This window comes from Frankia sp. AiPs1 (genome assembly GCF_023716945.1).
GTDB lineage: Bacteria > Actinomycetota > Actinomycetes > Frankiales > Frankiaceae > Frankia.
This window is the reverse complement of sequence record NZ_JAMQQF010000103.1, coordinates 1-14,925: the sequence shown is the minus strand read 5'-3', so window position 1 is coordinate 14,925 and position 14,925 is coordinate 1. Positions and strand designations below refer to the sequence as shown.

Here is a 14,925-nt window from a genome sequence, read left to right as displayed (position 1 = left end):
GGCCGGCTCCGTCCCGGCCAGCGGCCCCGCAGTGCGCGGACCGCGCGATCTGCCCGCAGTCCCACCTCCGCGCCGCCCTCCCCCGCGCATCGACGCCCGGGCCTCGGCCGCGCCTTGGGCGGCTCGGGGAACCGATGCTCCGGCCTGCCCGGTAATCCTCCCCCGGCGCACCGCTGTGCGCACTTTGTGGCCCGCATCCGGCCGGCCGGGTGGCGGCGCTCGCGCCGGCGGCGGGACCGGGGGCTGCTCCGCTGCGTGCGGTGCTACTCGAGGATGTCGTTACTCAAGGATGTCGTCACTCGAGGATGTCGATGACGCCGGCCGCGTCGAAGCCGCGCAGCAGCGACTCGTTGGCGGAGATCAGGTGACGCCGCCAGAACCGCTCGGCCTCGTCCGCCTCGCCGGCCCGGACCAGGCTGATCAGCTTCTCGTAGGCCCGGACCGCCCGGCGGTACTGCAACTGCACCTCGTCCGGCTCGGACTCGTAGTGCGTCCTCGTCGCGGTCGCCATGTGCCGCGCGAGGATCTCCTGGATCATGCCGGCCGTGACCACGAGCGCGCGGTTGCCGGACTGCTCGACGACGACCTCGTGGAATCGGGCGAAGCCCGTCCCGACAGCGGCACCGTTCACGTCCGTGGCCAGCTTTGCGGTCAGGTCGTCGAGCGCCGTGACGAGCGCCTCGATCGCGTCGTCGGAACCGCGGTCGGCGACCAGCCAGGCGGCCAGCGGTTCGATCCCGAGGCGCGCGATGAGCACCTCGCCGAGAGTGGTGCCCGCGACGGCGAGCAACAGCCCGGCCGGGCGGGCGACCATTTCGGGGCCTGGTACCCGGATGCGGGCGCCGGTGCGGGAGCCGCGGCGGACCTCGACGAGGGACTCGGCCTCCAGCACCCGCACGGCCTCGCGCAACGTCGGGCGGGACACCCCGAAGTGGGCCATGAGCTCCGCTTCGCGCGGCAGGTAGTCGCCGTCACGCAGTTCACCGGTGACGATCATTCGCCGGAGCCTGCGGGTGAGCAGCTCGGCTGTCTTCGGGGACCGCACGTCCGCCCCGGATCGGCCCTCCGGCAGAGAGAAGACCGGCGCGGCCATGGGATCGACTCCTCGCGTTGCACACAATGTCGGACGCTGCGGGCCATCGCCGCGATCCCGATCAGGTCTGCGGGATGGCGGCGCAATCTCGATGTTACTACAGAGTGCACCTAGTTAGCTTTGAGGCGCTTTCGGCCTCGGTGACCCGCGATGCGTGCCCGGTCGCAAAACGATACCTGCCGGATCGGACCTGGCGGCGGGCGCGCCCGGCGACGTGACGACTACCGCACCTCGTACCCGCCGCGGGAAGCCGGCTGGGTGCGTGACGTGCCCGGCGGGGTCGCGACCTGCACGTAGAGCAGGCCGGTGCGCAGGGCCTGGGTCCGGGTGGAGTCCAGGGACTCCCAGATCGCCCGCACGGTCTGCTGGACCGCCACGGTCGGGTGGCGGGCGATGCGCTCCGCGATGTCCTGCGCCCGCGACCACAGTCGGTCACGAGGGACGACCTCGCTGACGAAGCCGATCTCGTGGGCCCGCCGGGCCGACATCCGCTCGTCGTTGCCGAGCAGGGCCATCCGCAGCACCTCGCCGATCGGGATGCGCCGCGCCAGCCCGATCGGCTCCAACGCCGCGGTCATGCCGAAGGTGACGTGCGGGTCGAAGAAGGTCGCGTCCTCCCCGGCGATGATGATGTCGGCCTCGTTCAGCCAGTACAGTGCCCCACCCGCGGCCATGCCGTGCACCGCGCAGACCAGCGGCTTCCAGCACTGGTTGAACTTCGGGGAGAGGTAGGCGGCCGGGTCCACCTGCTTGAGCGGCTCCGTCGCGAGGTCGTAGCCCTCGACCACGTCGACGCCGGTGCTGAAGGCCCGTTCACCCTGCGCCCGCAGGACGACGACGTGGACGTCGTCGGTGACGGCGGCGAAGTCCCAGATCACCCGGAAGTCGTCCAGCACCTCCTGGTTGAACGAGTTGAGCCGGTCGGGCCGGTTGAGCGTGAGGGTGAGAACGTGATCATCACCCAGGGTGGCGAGCACGCTCGTCAGCGCGGGTACCTCGGGTGACATCTCGTTGCCTCCTCGTGATCGGCGTGGCCGTACGACCACCGGCCCGGCCCGGCCAGCGCGGCGAGGACGGGACCGGGTTCGACGGCACATCCTCCGACATCTCTAACTCAGTACACGACGATAGTCCACCGGGCCGTCCCCGTGTCACGGACGCACAGAGATCCGAGCAGCCGACCCGGGCGGCCGTCCCCGAGCAGCCGACCCGGAGCAGCCGTTCCCGGACGGCCGCGCGCCGAACTCCCCTCAGGCCGGAGCCCACGGCGCGTGCCGACCGGGATCGACGGCGCCGGCGAGGCCGTCGCCCTGCCATTCGGCCACCCGGACAAAGCGCGGGTCGGCGCCGCGACGTCACGCCGAGCACCCGCTTCCCGCGACGCGCACAAGACCGACGACCATGCGGTCGGCGCCCCTGGGCCCAGCATCGTCCGCACCCCGACCGACATGACCCCACAATCACAAGGAGAGGACAACCCGATGACACCACCCGGCACACCGTCGACCCGTCGGACACTCCCGGATTGCGTGCGCCACTATCGCCGCACACACCGATTCCACCCGCCGGACCGATCTCCGCCCCGCTCGACGCCGAATTCTCGACGTCGACCCACCCAGAACGCGACAGACACTCAGACAGACCCCGGATCGAACCTGCACACCCACCGGAGCATCCCGCGGAAGATGATGGTCAAAAGGCCGCTGACCAGCACGGCAACAATCTTCGGCAGCAGCGGCGGGACCCGTCACGGCGGGGGCAGAATGCGGCCGCCACCGCCGGGTTGATCAGGCGCCGCGCGGACCACCGCGATCCGGCGGCGAACCGATGCACATCCCACTGCCGGCCCGGGGGGACGGAACACGATCCGCCGGCTGGCGCCGTTGATTCCCACCAGCGCGGCACCAGGACACCGGGCGGCCGGAAGATCGACCGATCTTTCTGGACACGGCCCGGACGGGGTGAACAAACGGCGTCCGAACGACGACGGGGCCGGCACAGCGAGCGTTCCCAGGGCCGCCTCGGGACTTCGCCGAGCCCTCCACCACGGTTGACACCCCGCCCCGCCGCCGGCTCGCCAGTCCCGCTGTTGTACCCCCTGACCAGCGAAGATGCGCAACGGTGCCCGTCGTGTTCCCGGCCCGCCGGCGTTGGGCCGGCGTCGTTGATCTCGGCTCTCGGCCAGCCGCTCGGCCCTGGTACGCCTCGCCGATCCAGCGGCGGTCACGGTCCCGCCAGCCGTCGCCGGACCGGGGGCCGGTGATCCCGCGAAAGTCGTCGATCTGCGGCGGCAATGCACGGGCCAGGTCGTCCCCCGCGGGCCTGAACCCGTGTCCCGGCGTCCCGGCGAATCCACCCGGCCGCCGGCCGTGGCGGCGAGAGACGGTTTTCCGGGCGGGACCGGGGCGAGCTGACCGCAGCACCGCGACCGACGCCTTCAACGGCCGATTCAACGGCCGATCCACCGGTTCCTGAACCGGGTCGGCGCCACCGGCAGATCAAGGAGCCAGGATCGGTCTCGCGGATCAGCCGGCAAAAATACGTACGGCAATCGCGCGGCAGCTACAAGATCGTGCTCGGGGCGTGCCCACCCGCCACCCGAGTCGGGTCACGAACGGCACCGAATGAAATCATCGGCGACCGGTCGACGGTCACGTGAAAACAATCCGTACTCCTTTGTTCCGATGATTTCGGTACGTTTCTCCGGCTGGTTTCAGGACGGTGATACAGCCGAACCGCCGGACCACACCGAGTTCAGGGACCATCTTATCGGCCCGACTCGGGTGGGCTAATCTCGACGACCGTCGGGAGCGTCGCCCGCGGCCGACCCGGAAATTCGCCGATTTGGTGGAAGAGCGTCGATCCCGCTGCGAGCCGACAGCCGAGGGCAGCCGGCGACGCCGAGCCGCGGAAGTCATCCGTGCGCGCGGGGCAAGGCGGGGGTGAATGCCCGGAAAAAGGGCATCCGCAACGACCCTGCAAGCACCGACGAGGGGCGGGCCGGCGACGTCGGCCGCGGGCTTCGCCAGGCCTCCCGCCGGGCCGAGCGCGAGGCCGGGAGCGAGCCCGGGAGCGACCGGCCCTGCTGCACCGGCGGCGCGCGCGGGGCACCTGGGCGTGGTGACGGCCCTGGTTGCCTCGCTGCCGGCCGACCGGGGTCCGGCCGGACAGCCCGCCACGCCGGCCGCCTTGATCGGCGGTCGGGGGCGCTGGAGTTGGCCGGGTGAGGAGCATCGAACACCTGGATGTGCTACGAACTACGCACCCGAGCGGACTGTGGCGGCGTAGTAGCTGTCGCCGTAACCGCCGCGGTGCGGACGGCGGAGTTCGGGGCTCTCCCCGAAGATCAGGACTGCGGTCAGTGCCACCCATTCCAGGCGTGGCGGTGGGCGGATTCCCGTGCATCCGCCCACCACGACCGTCGCCGGCCCGGCTAATAAACAGGGGCTCATCGGATAACCTGGCAGAGCAGTTTTCGTCGCCGGCCGTGGCGCCGGCAGCCTGCCCGTCCAGGTGGTCCCATGAATCTCCTTCCGTGCCCCTCGCAAACCGATGGGACGCGCGAACGGCGGCTCGGCCGGCCGCCCCGGGCGGGCCCCCGTTCGGGGGAGGGGATCAGGATCCTCATTGGGTCTCACCGACGCTGCGACAGTCGGTTCTCGCACATCGGAGCGGGCGGCATTGACGGCATGGGCGGGCGGCGAGATAACCTTTTCGATGTAGCCGACAGTGGGGCCCGGCGAAGGCATGCCGAGCCCGGAGGGAGTTGGTGTGGCGGCGCGCCACTTCACCCGGGTCCGAGCCATGCATGGCCACCCACAAAGGTGGTGTACGGCTGATCCCCTGCCCGACCCTCGGATGAAGCTTGCCGGACTGCCGGCGATGAGCCGGTGATCCTCATCCGGAGTGGTCGGGTAAACCGGAGTGGACAGGGAGAGGAGCACGATGGGCCCACTCGTTTCGGACACGTCCGCTGTGCAGGTGCGCCTGCACCGGACGATGACCGCCGCCGGCTTCGACCGAGCGTCGGGTCCGTTCACCGCCGACAACCAACCGACCGATGCGCGGACCCAACGGGAACGGGTTCGCCTGGCCCAGATCGAGCTGCTGGAGCTCAGCGCGCAGCTCACGACGCCCCACCTGCGACGCCAGATCCTGCGCATCTACTCGCTGCTACGCAGCGAGCCGGTGGTGCAGAGCCCGGCGAAGCCACCACCCTTCCGTCTCACCCTGCGTGAGATGGAGGTGCTCACTCTGGTGGCCACGGGGTGCTCCAACGTCGAGGCGGCGGAGCAGCTCACCATCCGGGCCGAGACGGTCAAGACCTACATGCGCAGCATCATGCGCAAGATGGGCGTCCGGAACCGGACCGCGGCGGTGCACACCGCCCGGCAGATCGGCCTGCTGGACTGAACGCACGCCGATCAGCACCGGCGCTGTCAGGCGCCACCACCGACGGGCCACCGCTGCCACCGCCCGGCACTGCCCCCAGCAGGCCGTGTCGCGATCCGTCGGCCCGCTCCGGCACTCCCTCCATGCCGGATCGCGACCACTCCGGAACCTGAAGAAGGGCTCGGATCGGACGTCGTCGTCCGATCCGAGCCCCGGTCGTCGGTGCCCGGATGGCACCGTCGGGTATGGCGGGTCCGCCTATCCGGCGGCAAAGAGGCTGGCCGCGTCGACCGTCCGGACGTCGGTCGCCTTGGTGCCCTTGAGGATCGCCTCGACGGAGCTCGCCGAGCACAGCGCCTTCAGGCTCGGGATGGCACTGCCGTCGCAGGAGAACGTCAGACCGTGACCGGCGGGCATCGCGATGCTCCTGGCCGCCTTCAGGGTGGAGGTCACCGAGGCCGGGGTGACCTCGCCGTTGAGGCCCTTGAGCGCCCGCGCGAGGCCGAGGACCGTCTGGTAGCCGGTGACCGCGTAGCCGTCGGTCTGCGTCTTCGGCGTGTACTTGGCCATCACCGTGCGGTACAGCTTCGCCTCCGGGTCGTCGGAGTCGGTGTCGGACGGCGTGAACAGGACCGAGCCGTCGAGCTGGCCCGGTGCCGCGTCGTCGACGGCCTTCGACACGCACGGCTGGATCACGAACTTCGGCTGGGTGGCGCCCACGGCCTGGAAGGCCTTGAACACCGAGGTGCAGTGGGTGGCGTCGCCGACGAGCGCGAGCGCGTCCGGCTTCTTGCCGATCGCCGAGGTCACCTGGGAGGTGGCGTCGGCCGAGCCCCGCGGGATGGAGATGACGTCCAGGTCCACCCCGGACTTCTGGAACACCGGCTTGCCCAGGGCGTTCGCCCCGGTGATCGCGGCCGGCACGTCCGTGACGAACAGCGCCACCCGCTGGTAGCCCTTCTCCTTCGCGTAGGTCGCCATCGTGCCCAGGGTGGCGGGGAAGCCCCCGGTCCAGGAGAACACGCCGTCGGTGGCGAACTCGGAGCCGGCGGTCGCGGTGCCCGTGACATACGGGATCTTCGCTCCGGCGATGATCGGCACGAGGGTGTCACCGAAGCCGGTGGTTCCGGTGCCGACCGCGGTGACCTTCTGCTCGACCATCTCGTTGGCACAGGTGCGGGCCGAGGCCGCGTCCTCCTGCGACTTGCAGACGACGAGCTGGATGGGCCGCCCGCCGATCCCGCCGAGGTAGTCGTTGGCGTAGCCGACGGCGGCCTGGGCGCCCTCACGGACCTCGGGCAGGGACACGGCGCTGCCACCCTCCGCGGTGATGAAACCGATCTTCACCGGTGCCCCGGCCGCCTTCGTGCCCGGCGGCAGCGTCACGGCCGACGCGGTGGGGCCGGACGAACCGCCCGCGTCGCCGCCGTCGCTCCCGCTGCCGCAGGCCGCCGGAACCAGGGCGAGGCCGAGGACTAAGAACGCCGCTCCCGCCCGTACGCCGCGGCGTTCGCCGGGCCAGTAGCCGTTCCTCGCGCCCACTGTTCCTCCCATTCACCGTCCGGCCGTCCCGCGGAGGGCGGGGTTTCCCCCCAACGGTCGGGCGGCCCGGCCGATCGCCGGGTGCCCGACCGCCCCTCGCCGGCGCCACGATCACAGACCTCTGAAAGGTCACCAAAATTACTTAGTGCACTATGTTAGTGATCGCGCCGTTCGTCAAGCGAACCGGCATGCGCGCGGGCGATTCGCCCCGCTCAGGCAGCCGCCTCCCGCGGGGCGTGCCGCTCGCTGAGGTAGGCCCGTTCCAGCAGCTCGGGCTTCGCCCGCAGCTCGGCCGCGGGCCCGGACAGCACCTCCTCGCCGTGGGCGAGCACGATCGCGTGGTCGGCGATGCCCATGACGAGGTGCACGTGCTGCTCGACGAGCACCACCGCCGCCGACGTGTCCGTGGCCACCGCTCGCACGACCGGTAGGAGCTCCTGCACGATCACCGGGGCGAGTCCCATGCTGAGCTCGTCGATCAGCAGGATGCGTGGACGCTGCACGAGCGCCCGCCCGATGGCGAGCATCTGCTGCTCCCCGCCGGAGAGCATCCCCGCCCTGACGTCGAGCCGCTTGCGCAGCGCCGGGAAGTAGTCCAGCACCTCGTCGACGCTCAGTCCGCCCTTGACCCGCCCGAGCTGAAGGTTCTCCCGGGAGGTCAGCGTGGTGAACAGCGACCGGTCGTCGGGCACGAGCACCACGCCGAGCCTGGACAGCGCCCGCGGGCCGGCCCGGTCCACGCTCTGCCCATGCACGGCGACCTCGCCGCCGAGTGCGGGCAGCAGTCCGGCGAGCGTCAGCAGGACCGTGGTCTTGCCGGCGCCGTTCGGCCCGAGCAGGGCGAGGACCTCGCCCTCGCCCAGCGTCAGATCGAAGCCGCGCACCACCGGTACCCGGTCGTAGCCCGCGTTCAGCCCCCGGGTCTGCAGCAAGACGGTCATCCGACGCTCTCCTTCGCCAGCGATGGGGACGGTCCGGGCGCAGTCGCCGTGGTGGCGACGGGGGCGCTGCCGAGGTAGGCCTCCGCGACCGCCGGATGGTTCTTGATCTCCTCGGGTGAGCCGCTGGCGATCACCGCGCCGAGGGCCAGCACGACGATCCGGTCGCAGACCCCGAGCACGAGGTTCATGTCGTGGTCGACGAGCACGATCGTCACCCCGGTGCGGGCCACCTCCCGCAGCCGCTCGCCGAGCCAGAGGCTTTCGGTGCTGTCGAGACCACCGGCCGGTTCGTCGAGCAGGAGCACCCGCGGCCGGCCGGCGAGCGCCCGGGCGATCGAGACGAGCTGACGGTGGCCCTGCGACAGCTCGCGGACGGGGCGGTCGCGGACCTCGTGGAGCTGCAGCGTGCGGTAGAGCCGGTCGAGGTGGTCGGCGTGATCGGCGGGCAGCCGGCCGCCGCCGCCGCGGGCCGCGGCCTCACCGACGGTGACGTTCTCGGCGACCGAGAGGTCCTCGTACAGCTCGATGCCCTGGAAGGTGCGGCCCAGGCCCGTGCGGATCCGGTGGTGCGGCTTGAGTCCGTCGAGCCGGACGCCCTCGAACTCGACCTCGCCGGTGGCGGAGGTGAATCCGCTGATCGCGTCGATCAGGGTGGTCTTGCCCGCGCCGTTGGGGCCGATCAGACCGATGACCTGGCCCTGGCCGAAGTCGAGGCTGACGTCCTGCACCGCCCGCACGCCGCCGTAGCGGACCCCGACGCCACGCAGGGTGAGCAGGATCCGCTCGGCGTCGGCGGTCGCCGCCGGTTCGGCGGGGAGGGTGGCCGGGATGGCGTCGGCGGTGGGCAGGACCGGTGGCTCGGCGCGCAGCCGCTTCGCCCGCCGACCCGACCACCAGGCGTGCACGGGGCCGACGGCGCCCTCCGGGTTGAGCAGCACGGACAGGACCAGGGCAAGACCCGTGATGACCTGGTACCAGCTACCGAGATCGACCGCCTTGTCCAGGGCGACGAACAGCAGCCCGCCCGCACCGAGCACACCGGCGAGCAGACCACCGGAGACCGAGGTGATCCCGGCGAGGTAGGCGGTGGCGAACAGCGCCAGACCGCCGACGACGGAGAAGGACTCCGCGTCCACGAGGGTCTGCTGATACGCCATCAGCGCGCCGCCGAGGCCGGCGATGAAGGACCCGATCGCGAAGGCGGCGATCTTGACCCGGGCGACGTCGATGCCGGCGGCCGCCGCCGAGCGTTCGTTGGCACGCACGGCGAGCATGGCCGCGCCGAGACGGCTGCGGCGCAGCTCCGCGACGGCCAGCCCGACGCCGATGAGGACCACCAGGCAGAGCAGGCCGAACTGGATGCGGGGGTAGTTCTCACCCGCGCCGATGCGCAGGTTGAGCCCCCACAGCTTCGGGTCGGCGACCTTCGCGCCGCCGGTCCCGCCGTTGACGTCCGGGTTGCGGAACCAGATCGACTCGACCGCCATGCCGAGGGCGAGCGTCACCACGGCGACCGGCAGGCCGCGGATGCGCAACGCGGGCAGGCCGACGACGACCCCGATCACCATGGCGCCGAGCGCGGCGAGCAGCGGTGCGATCGGGAACGGGATGTTCCAGTCGGTCGTCATCCGACTGACCAGGAAGCCACCGACCCCGGCGAGGGTGAGCTGCGCGAGCGAGACCTGGCCGGCGTACCCGGTGACGACCACCAGCGACAGCGTGACGATGCCGAGCAGCATCGAGGTGACGACCGCGGCCCGCATCGAGCCCGAGGTGACGACCAGCAGCACGACCGCGACGACAGCCGGAATGACGATGTTCAGCAGCCGGTGGCGCGGCCTGGGCGCCTGGCCGAGGTTGGCGCGGATGAGCATGCCGCGGGTCGGCAGCGGCCGGCCCCGCAACACCAGGTACGCCAGGATGACGACGAGCGGGACGAGCTGGCCCAGGCCCTGCTGCGGCAGCCAGGAGTGCTGGGACTGCAGGAACTGCAGCTCGGACTGCACCATCCCGATGAGCAGGCCGGCGCCGACGGCGAGGCCCAGGGAGTTGAAGCCGGCCACCAGGGCGGCGGCGAGCGCCGGCACGATGAACAGGGTGTAGGAGACCGGGATGAGCGGCACGATCGGCGAGATCAGGATGCCGGACAGGCCGGCGACCACGGCGCCGATGGCCCAGTTTGCCAACGCGATGCGGTCCGGCGACAGGCCGGTGACCAGCGCGCCCTTCTCCGTCTCGGCGGCGGCCCGGGTGGCCAGGCCGAAGCGGGTGAAGCGGAACACCCCGGCGAGGGCGAGCGCGAGGACGACGATCGTCAGGGCGAACCACAGCTTGTCACCCTGGATGCGCAGATCGCCGATCGTGTAGTTCTCGCTGGGCAGGATCCGCTTCACCGACACGGGTGTCGTGCCGACCCGCTGGGCGAGCAGCGCCTGGAAGACGATGAGCAGACCGATCGAGGCGACGGCCTTGGCGACCGGCGGCGCGCTGCGCAGCCACCGGAACACCAGCACGTAGAGCAGGACCCCGAGCAGCGCGGCGATGACCAGCGAGACGGCCAGGGCGGGCCACAGGCCCCAGTCGGAGCCGACGGAGACGGTCTTCGGTAGGCCGGGGATCGGCAGCAGCAGTTCGCCCCTGCGCAGGAACGCGTACGTGTACGCGGTGTAGAGGGCGATGGCGCCGGTGGCGAAGTTGACCACGCCCGAACTGCGATACGTGACCACCAGGCCGAGCGCGAGCGCCCCGAAGACGGCTCCGCTCCCCAGCCCGAGTAACAGGAAGACGATGTGTTGGGTCATCGCGGGCGATGTCTCCCCTCACCCTCCGTCGGCACGGCCGCGAAGTGATCGAGTGCAGGTGGGGCCGGGCGGCCTGACGGACCGCCCCTGACGCCGCAGGACGGACCGTCGACGATCGGTGAGACGTGCAGCACACCGCTATCTTTGTAAACTAGGTAGCCGATCTGGTCAAGCAACGGTGTGCCAGGCCGCGGCCGCCGCGGGAGGCCGGGGCCGCGCCAGGGGCAACCGGCCCCGCAACGGCGACCGGCCCCGCAACGGCAGTCGGCCCCGCAACGGCAAATCGCCCGCAACGCAATCGGCCCCGCAACGGCAAATCGGCCCCGCAACGGCGAACGTCCCCGCCGAGCGAAGGACCTGCCTTCGTCCGGCGGGGACGTCTCACGTGCCCGGGGCGTCAGGAACCGGCGTCCGCCTCGGCCGCGATGCGGTCCATCTCGTAGCGGACGACGTCTCCGGCCGAGTCGGCCGGCGGGCTGGGCAGGACGACCTGGCCATGAGCCCGGCTCGGCAGCAGCACCACCGCCTTCGCCGGCGACGTCGTCACCCCCCGCTGGTTCTCCGCCCACAGCTCGATCTCGACCTCGTTGCGGACCTCGGCCCCGTCCCGCCCGGACACCTGCCGCTTGTCCGTCACCCGCCCCTTCAACCAGGTCGTGTCTCCCACGAAGTTGAACCGGCGGTGCTGCACCGAGAGCTTCCACAACCAGCCCTCGTCGCCGATCCAGTCGGTCAGCAGATGACACAACCAGGTCTCCCGCATGCCGCCGTAGTCGTACGACGTCGGCAACCCCAGCTCCTGCGCCCGCGCCGGTTCCCAGTGCAACCGCTGCACCGTGTCCGGAATGTTCAGCGTGTTCGGCGGATACAGTCCCGGCGCCTTTGCCCGCACCCGGTACGCCAGCCGGAACGCGCCCGGCGGAGTGAGCTGCATGCCCCAGCCGAGATGCCACACCACCACGTCCGTCGTCGTCAACGGACCCTTCACCTTTGTCGGCAGTTCCGCCCCCACCGCGACATCCTCGAAATATCGCGGTTCCCCACCCCTGCGTGACTCCGCCGCGTACAAGGCGTCAATCTCGGCCAACTGCTCCGCCGAGTACGGCTCCGGCAGGTCGTGTTCCTTCTTGCGTTCCCGCGACGTGTGCCGCTCCGCATTGATCCAGGTGCCGCGCTGCAGGCAGGTGGGCTCGCCGTGCTGGTTGGTGAAGATGAAGTCGTGGGTGACGTGCGCGGTGCGGCCGCCGAAGGAGCTGGGCTTCGCCGCCACCCCGACCTGGGTGCGCAGGCAGCGCGCCCGGTCGCCGAGGACGAACGGCCGCCACCACTCGAACTCCATCACCGCCTGGTAGGAACCCAGGCCCGCGAACGGGTCGCCCTTGAGCAACGCCTTCGTCTCCGGGTCGGGCCTGGGCGCCGCGTCCTCACCCATCGTGTACAGGAAGGTCGGCGGCGCGATGAGCGCCCCCCACCGGGTGCCCTTGGCGTAGTCCGGATCGCAGTACAGCGGGTTGTCATCCCCGTAGCCGTAGGCGAAGTGCCGGGAAGCGTCCCAGGTCACCTCGTAGTTGTGCGGCGGGTTCGGCAGGGGCTGCGGCACCCCGATCCGCCTGCGCGACCGCTCGAAGGCCGCGTCCGTCAGGACACCGAAGCGCTCAGCACTCTCATCCACCACCTAGTTATAACAGATAACTAGGTGCCCGTCCCCCTGTCCTGCGCGGGGCCCGGGTGGCGCCGAGGACGGTACGTCCCGCGAGGGCCGCGGGGCGGCGCCGTGCCCGGCGGGGTCCCCCCGGAGCCCCCGACAACCGTCGAGCCAGGACCGTCGGGCCATGCCCGTCCGGCATAGCAGATCTGTTGCCGCCGAACCCATGAAGGTTTACTTAGTTATTTATGTCATGGCGGATGTTCGGCCGGGTGGGCCGTACACCCGACGAGGTCCCCGGGCACCGAGGCACGACCGGGCGGGGACGACCCCGCGCACCCGATCGCCGGGCACGGGAGCCGACGCGCCAGATCGTCATCCTGGGGGAGTCTGTGCTTTCTTCTCGAAAAGGCTGCTTATCCGTGGCGGCCGGCGTCGTGGCCCTTCTCCCGGTGGGCACCGGATGTACGACCGCCAGCCAGCCGGCCGGCAACGGATCCTGCCACTCCCCCGGAGTTTCACCGAACCAGGTGAAGCTGGGTTTCGTCTATCCCGATACCGGAGTGGCGTCGAAAACCTTCACCGCGGCCCGAGCGGGCGTCGACGCCCGGCTGGGACTCGCGAACGCCGAGGGCGGGGTGAACGGCCGCCATATCACCTACGAGTGGCGCGACGACGAGGAGAACCCGGACACGAACGGACGGGTGGCGCGCGACCTCGTCGAGAATGCCCGGGTCTTCGGACTGGTCATGTCGACGGTCGCCGCCGCCGGCAGCGCAAAATACCTCAACGAGCAGGGCGTTCCCGTCACCGGCCTCGACGCGGAGCCGGTCTGGGCGCAGTACCGGAACATGTTCTCCTTCGTCTATTCGGCGGAGTCCGCGATCGACACGTTCGGCACCTACGTCCGGCAGAGCGGCGGGACGAAGGCCGTCCTGCTCAACCAGCCGCTGTCCGGCGCCGTGGCACGTTTCAGCGAAAAGATCATCCGGAGTATGCGGGCCGCCGGCATCGAAGCGACCGCACTCACCTACACCGACGGCGTCGACGACGCCGCGGCCACCGGCCGCCGGCTCGCCGCCGAGCGGACCGACGTCCTGCTCAGCCTGGTCGACCCGCACTCCCTCGCCGAGATCCTCGGGTCCCTGCGCTCAGCCGGCGCGGCCCCGAAGTCCACCCTGTCCTTCACCGGGTACGACACAAGCCTGTTGCGTCAGCTCGGCCCGGTGATGGCCGGGGTGTCGATCCCGCTGTACTTCCTGCCGTTCGAGGCCGGCGGTCCACCGCTGGCGGAGTACCGCAACGCCGTGCGCCGGTACGCGCCCCAGCTCAGCTCGCCCGACCAGGAGTTCGCGCTGCGCTCCTACATCGAGACCGACCTGTTCCTGCGTGGCCTGGCCGACGCCGGGCCCTGCCCGACGCGCGCGTCCTTCATCCGCAACCTGCACAACGTCTCGAACTACAACGCCCGCGGGCTGATCGCGCCGATCAGCATCAGGGATGACTTCGGTCGGCAGCAGACCTGCTACGCCTTCGTCCGGGCGAACGCCGAGGCGACCGCCTTCGAGGTGACGCAGAAGCAGCTCTGCGGACGAATCCTGCCGGACTGACCGGAGTCGGTAGGCGAGCGCGACCCGCGGCCGGCGGCCGGCGGCCGGCGGCCGGTCAACCCTGGCCGGTCGCCGTGGCCAGGTCGTCGGCGGTGAGGCCACGCAGCGCGTCGATCGTGGGACGGGTGCCGAGCAGGCGTAGCCGGCGCGCCTGGGCCTTGCGGATCGCCTCGAAGAAGCGGCGTGCCTCGCGCGCGTTGCCGAAGGACGCGTCGCGGGGGATCTCGGCGAAGTACCTTCGGATCAGGGGCTCGGCGTCCGCGGTGAACTCGTAGTCGGCCCTCGCCGCGATCCGGGTGGTGATGACCGTCAGCTCGTCGAGCCCGTAGTTCTCGAACTCGATGGTCCGGGAGAACCGGGAGGCCAGGCCCGGGTTCGTCGCGAGGAAGTCCCCCATCTCGGCGGTGTAGCCGGCGGCGATGACGGCCACCGAGTCGCGATGGTCCTCCATGAGCTTGACGAGGGTGTCGATGGACTCCTGGCCGTAGTCGGCCCGCGAGTTCGCCCGCGACAGCGTGTACGCCTCGTCGATGAACAGCACCCCGCCGGTTGCCTCCTCGAAGGCCGCGGCGGTCTTCTCCGCCGTGTGACCCAGGTACTGACCGACCAGGTCGCGCCGGGAGACCTCCTTGAACGTGTTCGTGCTCAGCACGCCGAGCGCCGCGAGCAGCCGGCCGTAGAGCCGGGCGACGGTCGTCTTCCCGGTACCCGGCGCCCCGGCGAAGATCAGGTGATGGCCGACGTGGTCCACCGCCAGGCCGGCGCCGCGGCGCCACTCGTTGATCTGCAGCTCGTCGATGAGGCCGCGGACCTCCGCCTTGACCCCGGCGAGGCCGACCATCTCGTCCAGCTCGGCGAGCAGCTCCTGCACGCGGGCGTCGTCCTCGGCGCCGGGCCGCTC

Annotated in this window: 10 protein-coding genes; 2 read left to right on the top strand and 8 right to left on the bottom strand. The window is 71.0% G+C overall.

From position 1 onward, the window contains the following. Window positions 1-295 precede the first annotated feature (295 nt). The 3 genes from ND748_RS12460 to ND748_RS12450 form a co-directional block, all read right to left on the bottom strand. Window positions 296-1,093 (bottom strand): FadR/GntR family transcriptional regulator, encoded by a 798-nt coding sequence (locus ND748_RS12460; RefSeq protein WP_251745955.1) that lies wholly within the window; start codon window positions 1,091-1,093, stop codon window positions 296-298. Between the two features lie 221 nt (window positions 1,094-1,314). Next, the gene (locus ND748_RS12455; protein WP_251745954.1) at window positions 1,315-2,100 is read right to left on the bottom strand and encodes an enoyl-CoA hydratase/isomerase family protein; all 786 of its coding nucleotides are present in this window, start codon (window positions 2,098-2,100) and stop codon (window positions 1,315-1,317) included. A 2,250-nt stretch (window positions 2,101-4,350) separates the two neighbouring features. After that, window positions 4,351-4,545 (bottom strand): hypothetical protein, encoded by a 195-nt coding sequence (locus ND748_RS12450; RefSeq protein ID WP_251745953.1) that lies wholly within the window; start codon window positions 4,543-4,545, stop codon window positions 4,351-4,353. Window positions 4,546-5,038: 493 nt separating this feature from the next. Here ND748_RS12450 and ND748_RS12445 point away from each other — a divergent pair, with 493 nt between their 5' ends. Next, the gene (locus ND748_RS12445; protein ID WP_251745952.1) at window positions 5,039-5,506 is read left to right on the top strand and encodes a LuxR C-terminal-related transcriptional regulator; all 468 of its coding nucleotides are present in this window, start codon (window positions 5,039-5,041) and stop codon (window positions 5,504-5,506) included. A gap of 237 nt (window positions 5,507-5,743) precedes the next feature. On the opposite strand, the gene ND748_RS12440 is transcribed toward ND748_RS12445, so the two are convergent. From ND748_RS12440 to ND748_RS12425, 4 genes are all read right to left on the bottom strand, one after another. Beyond that, entirely contained in the window at window positions 5,744-7,039 is a 1,296-nt protein-coding gene (locus ND748_RS12440) for an ABC transporter substrate-binding protein (protein ID WP_251745951.1), read from the bottom strand. 200 nt (window positions 7,040-7,239) lie between these two features. Next, on the bottom strand, window positions 7,240-7,968 hold the full coding sequence (locus tag ND748_RS12435; RefSeq protein ID WP_251745950.1) for an ABC transporter ATP-binding protein: 729 nt from the start codon (window positions 7,966-7,968) through the stop codon (window positions 7,240-7,242). Next, the gene (locus ND748_RS12430; RefSeq protein ID WP_251745949.1) at window positions 7,965-10,769 is read right to left on the bottom strand and encodes a branched-chain amino acid ABC transporter permease/ATP-binding protein; all 2,805 of its coding nucleotides are present in this window, start codon (window positions 10,767-10,769) and stop codon (window positions 7,965-7,967) included. Before ND748_RS12430 ends, ND748_RS12435 begins: the two co-directional genes overlap by 4 nt. 397 nt (window positions 10,770-11,166) lie before the next feature. Further along, window positions 11,167-12,444, bottom strand: a complete 1,278-nt coding sequence (locus tag ND748_RS12425) for a MaoC family dehydratase N-terminal domain-containing protein (RefSeq protein ID WP_374215909.1) — start codon at window positions 12,442-12,444, stop codon at window positions 11,167-11,169. Window positions 12,445-12,944: 500 nt separating this feature from the next. Between ND748_RS12425 and ND748_RS12420 the strand changes: the two genes are divergently transcribed. Continuing rightward, entirely contained in the window at window positions 12,945-14,024 is a 1,080-nt protein-coding gene (locus ND748_RS12420) for an ABC transporter substrate-binding protein (protein WP_251745947.1), read from the top strand. Between the two features lie 55 nt (window positions 14,025-14,079). Here the strand turns inward: ND748_RS12420 and ND748_RS12415 are convergent. Beyond that, window positions 14,080-14,925: AAA family ATPase (locus ND748_RS12415; protein ID WP_251745946.1), on the bottom strand; the 846-nt coding region annotated here is incomplete at its 5' end.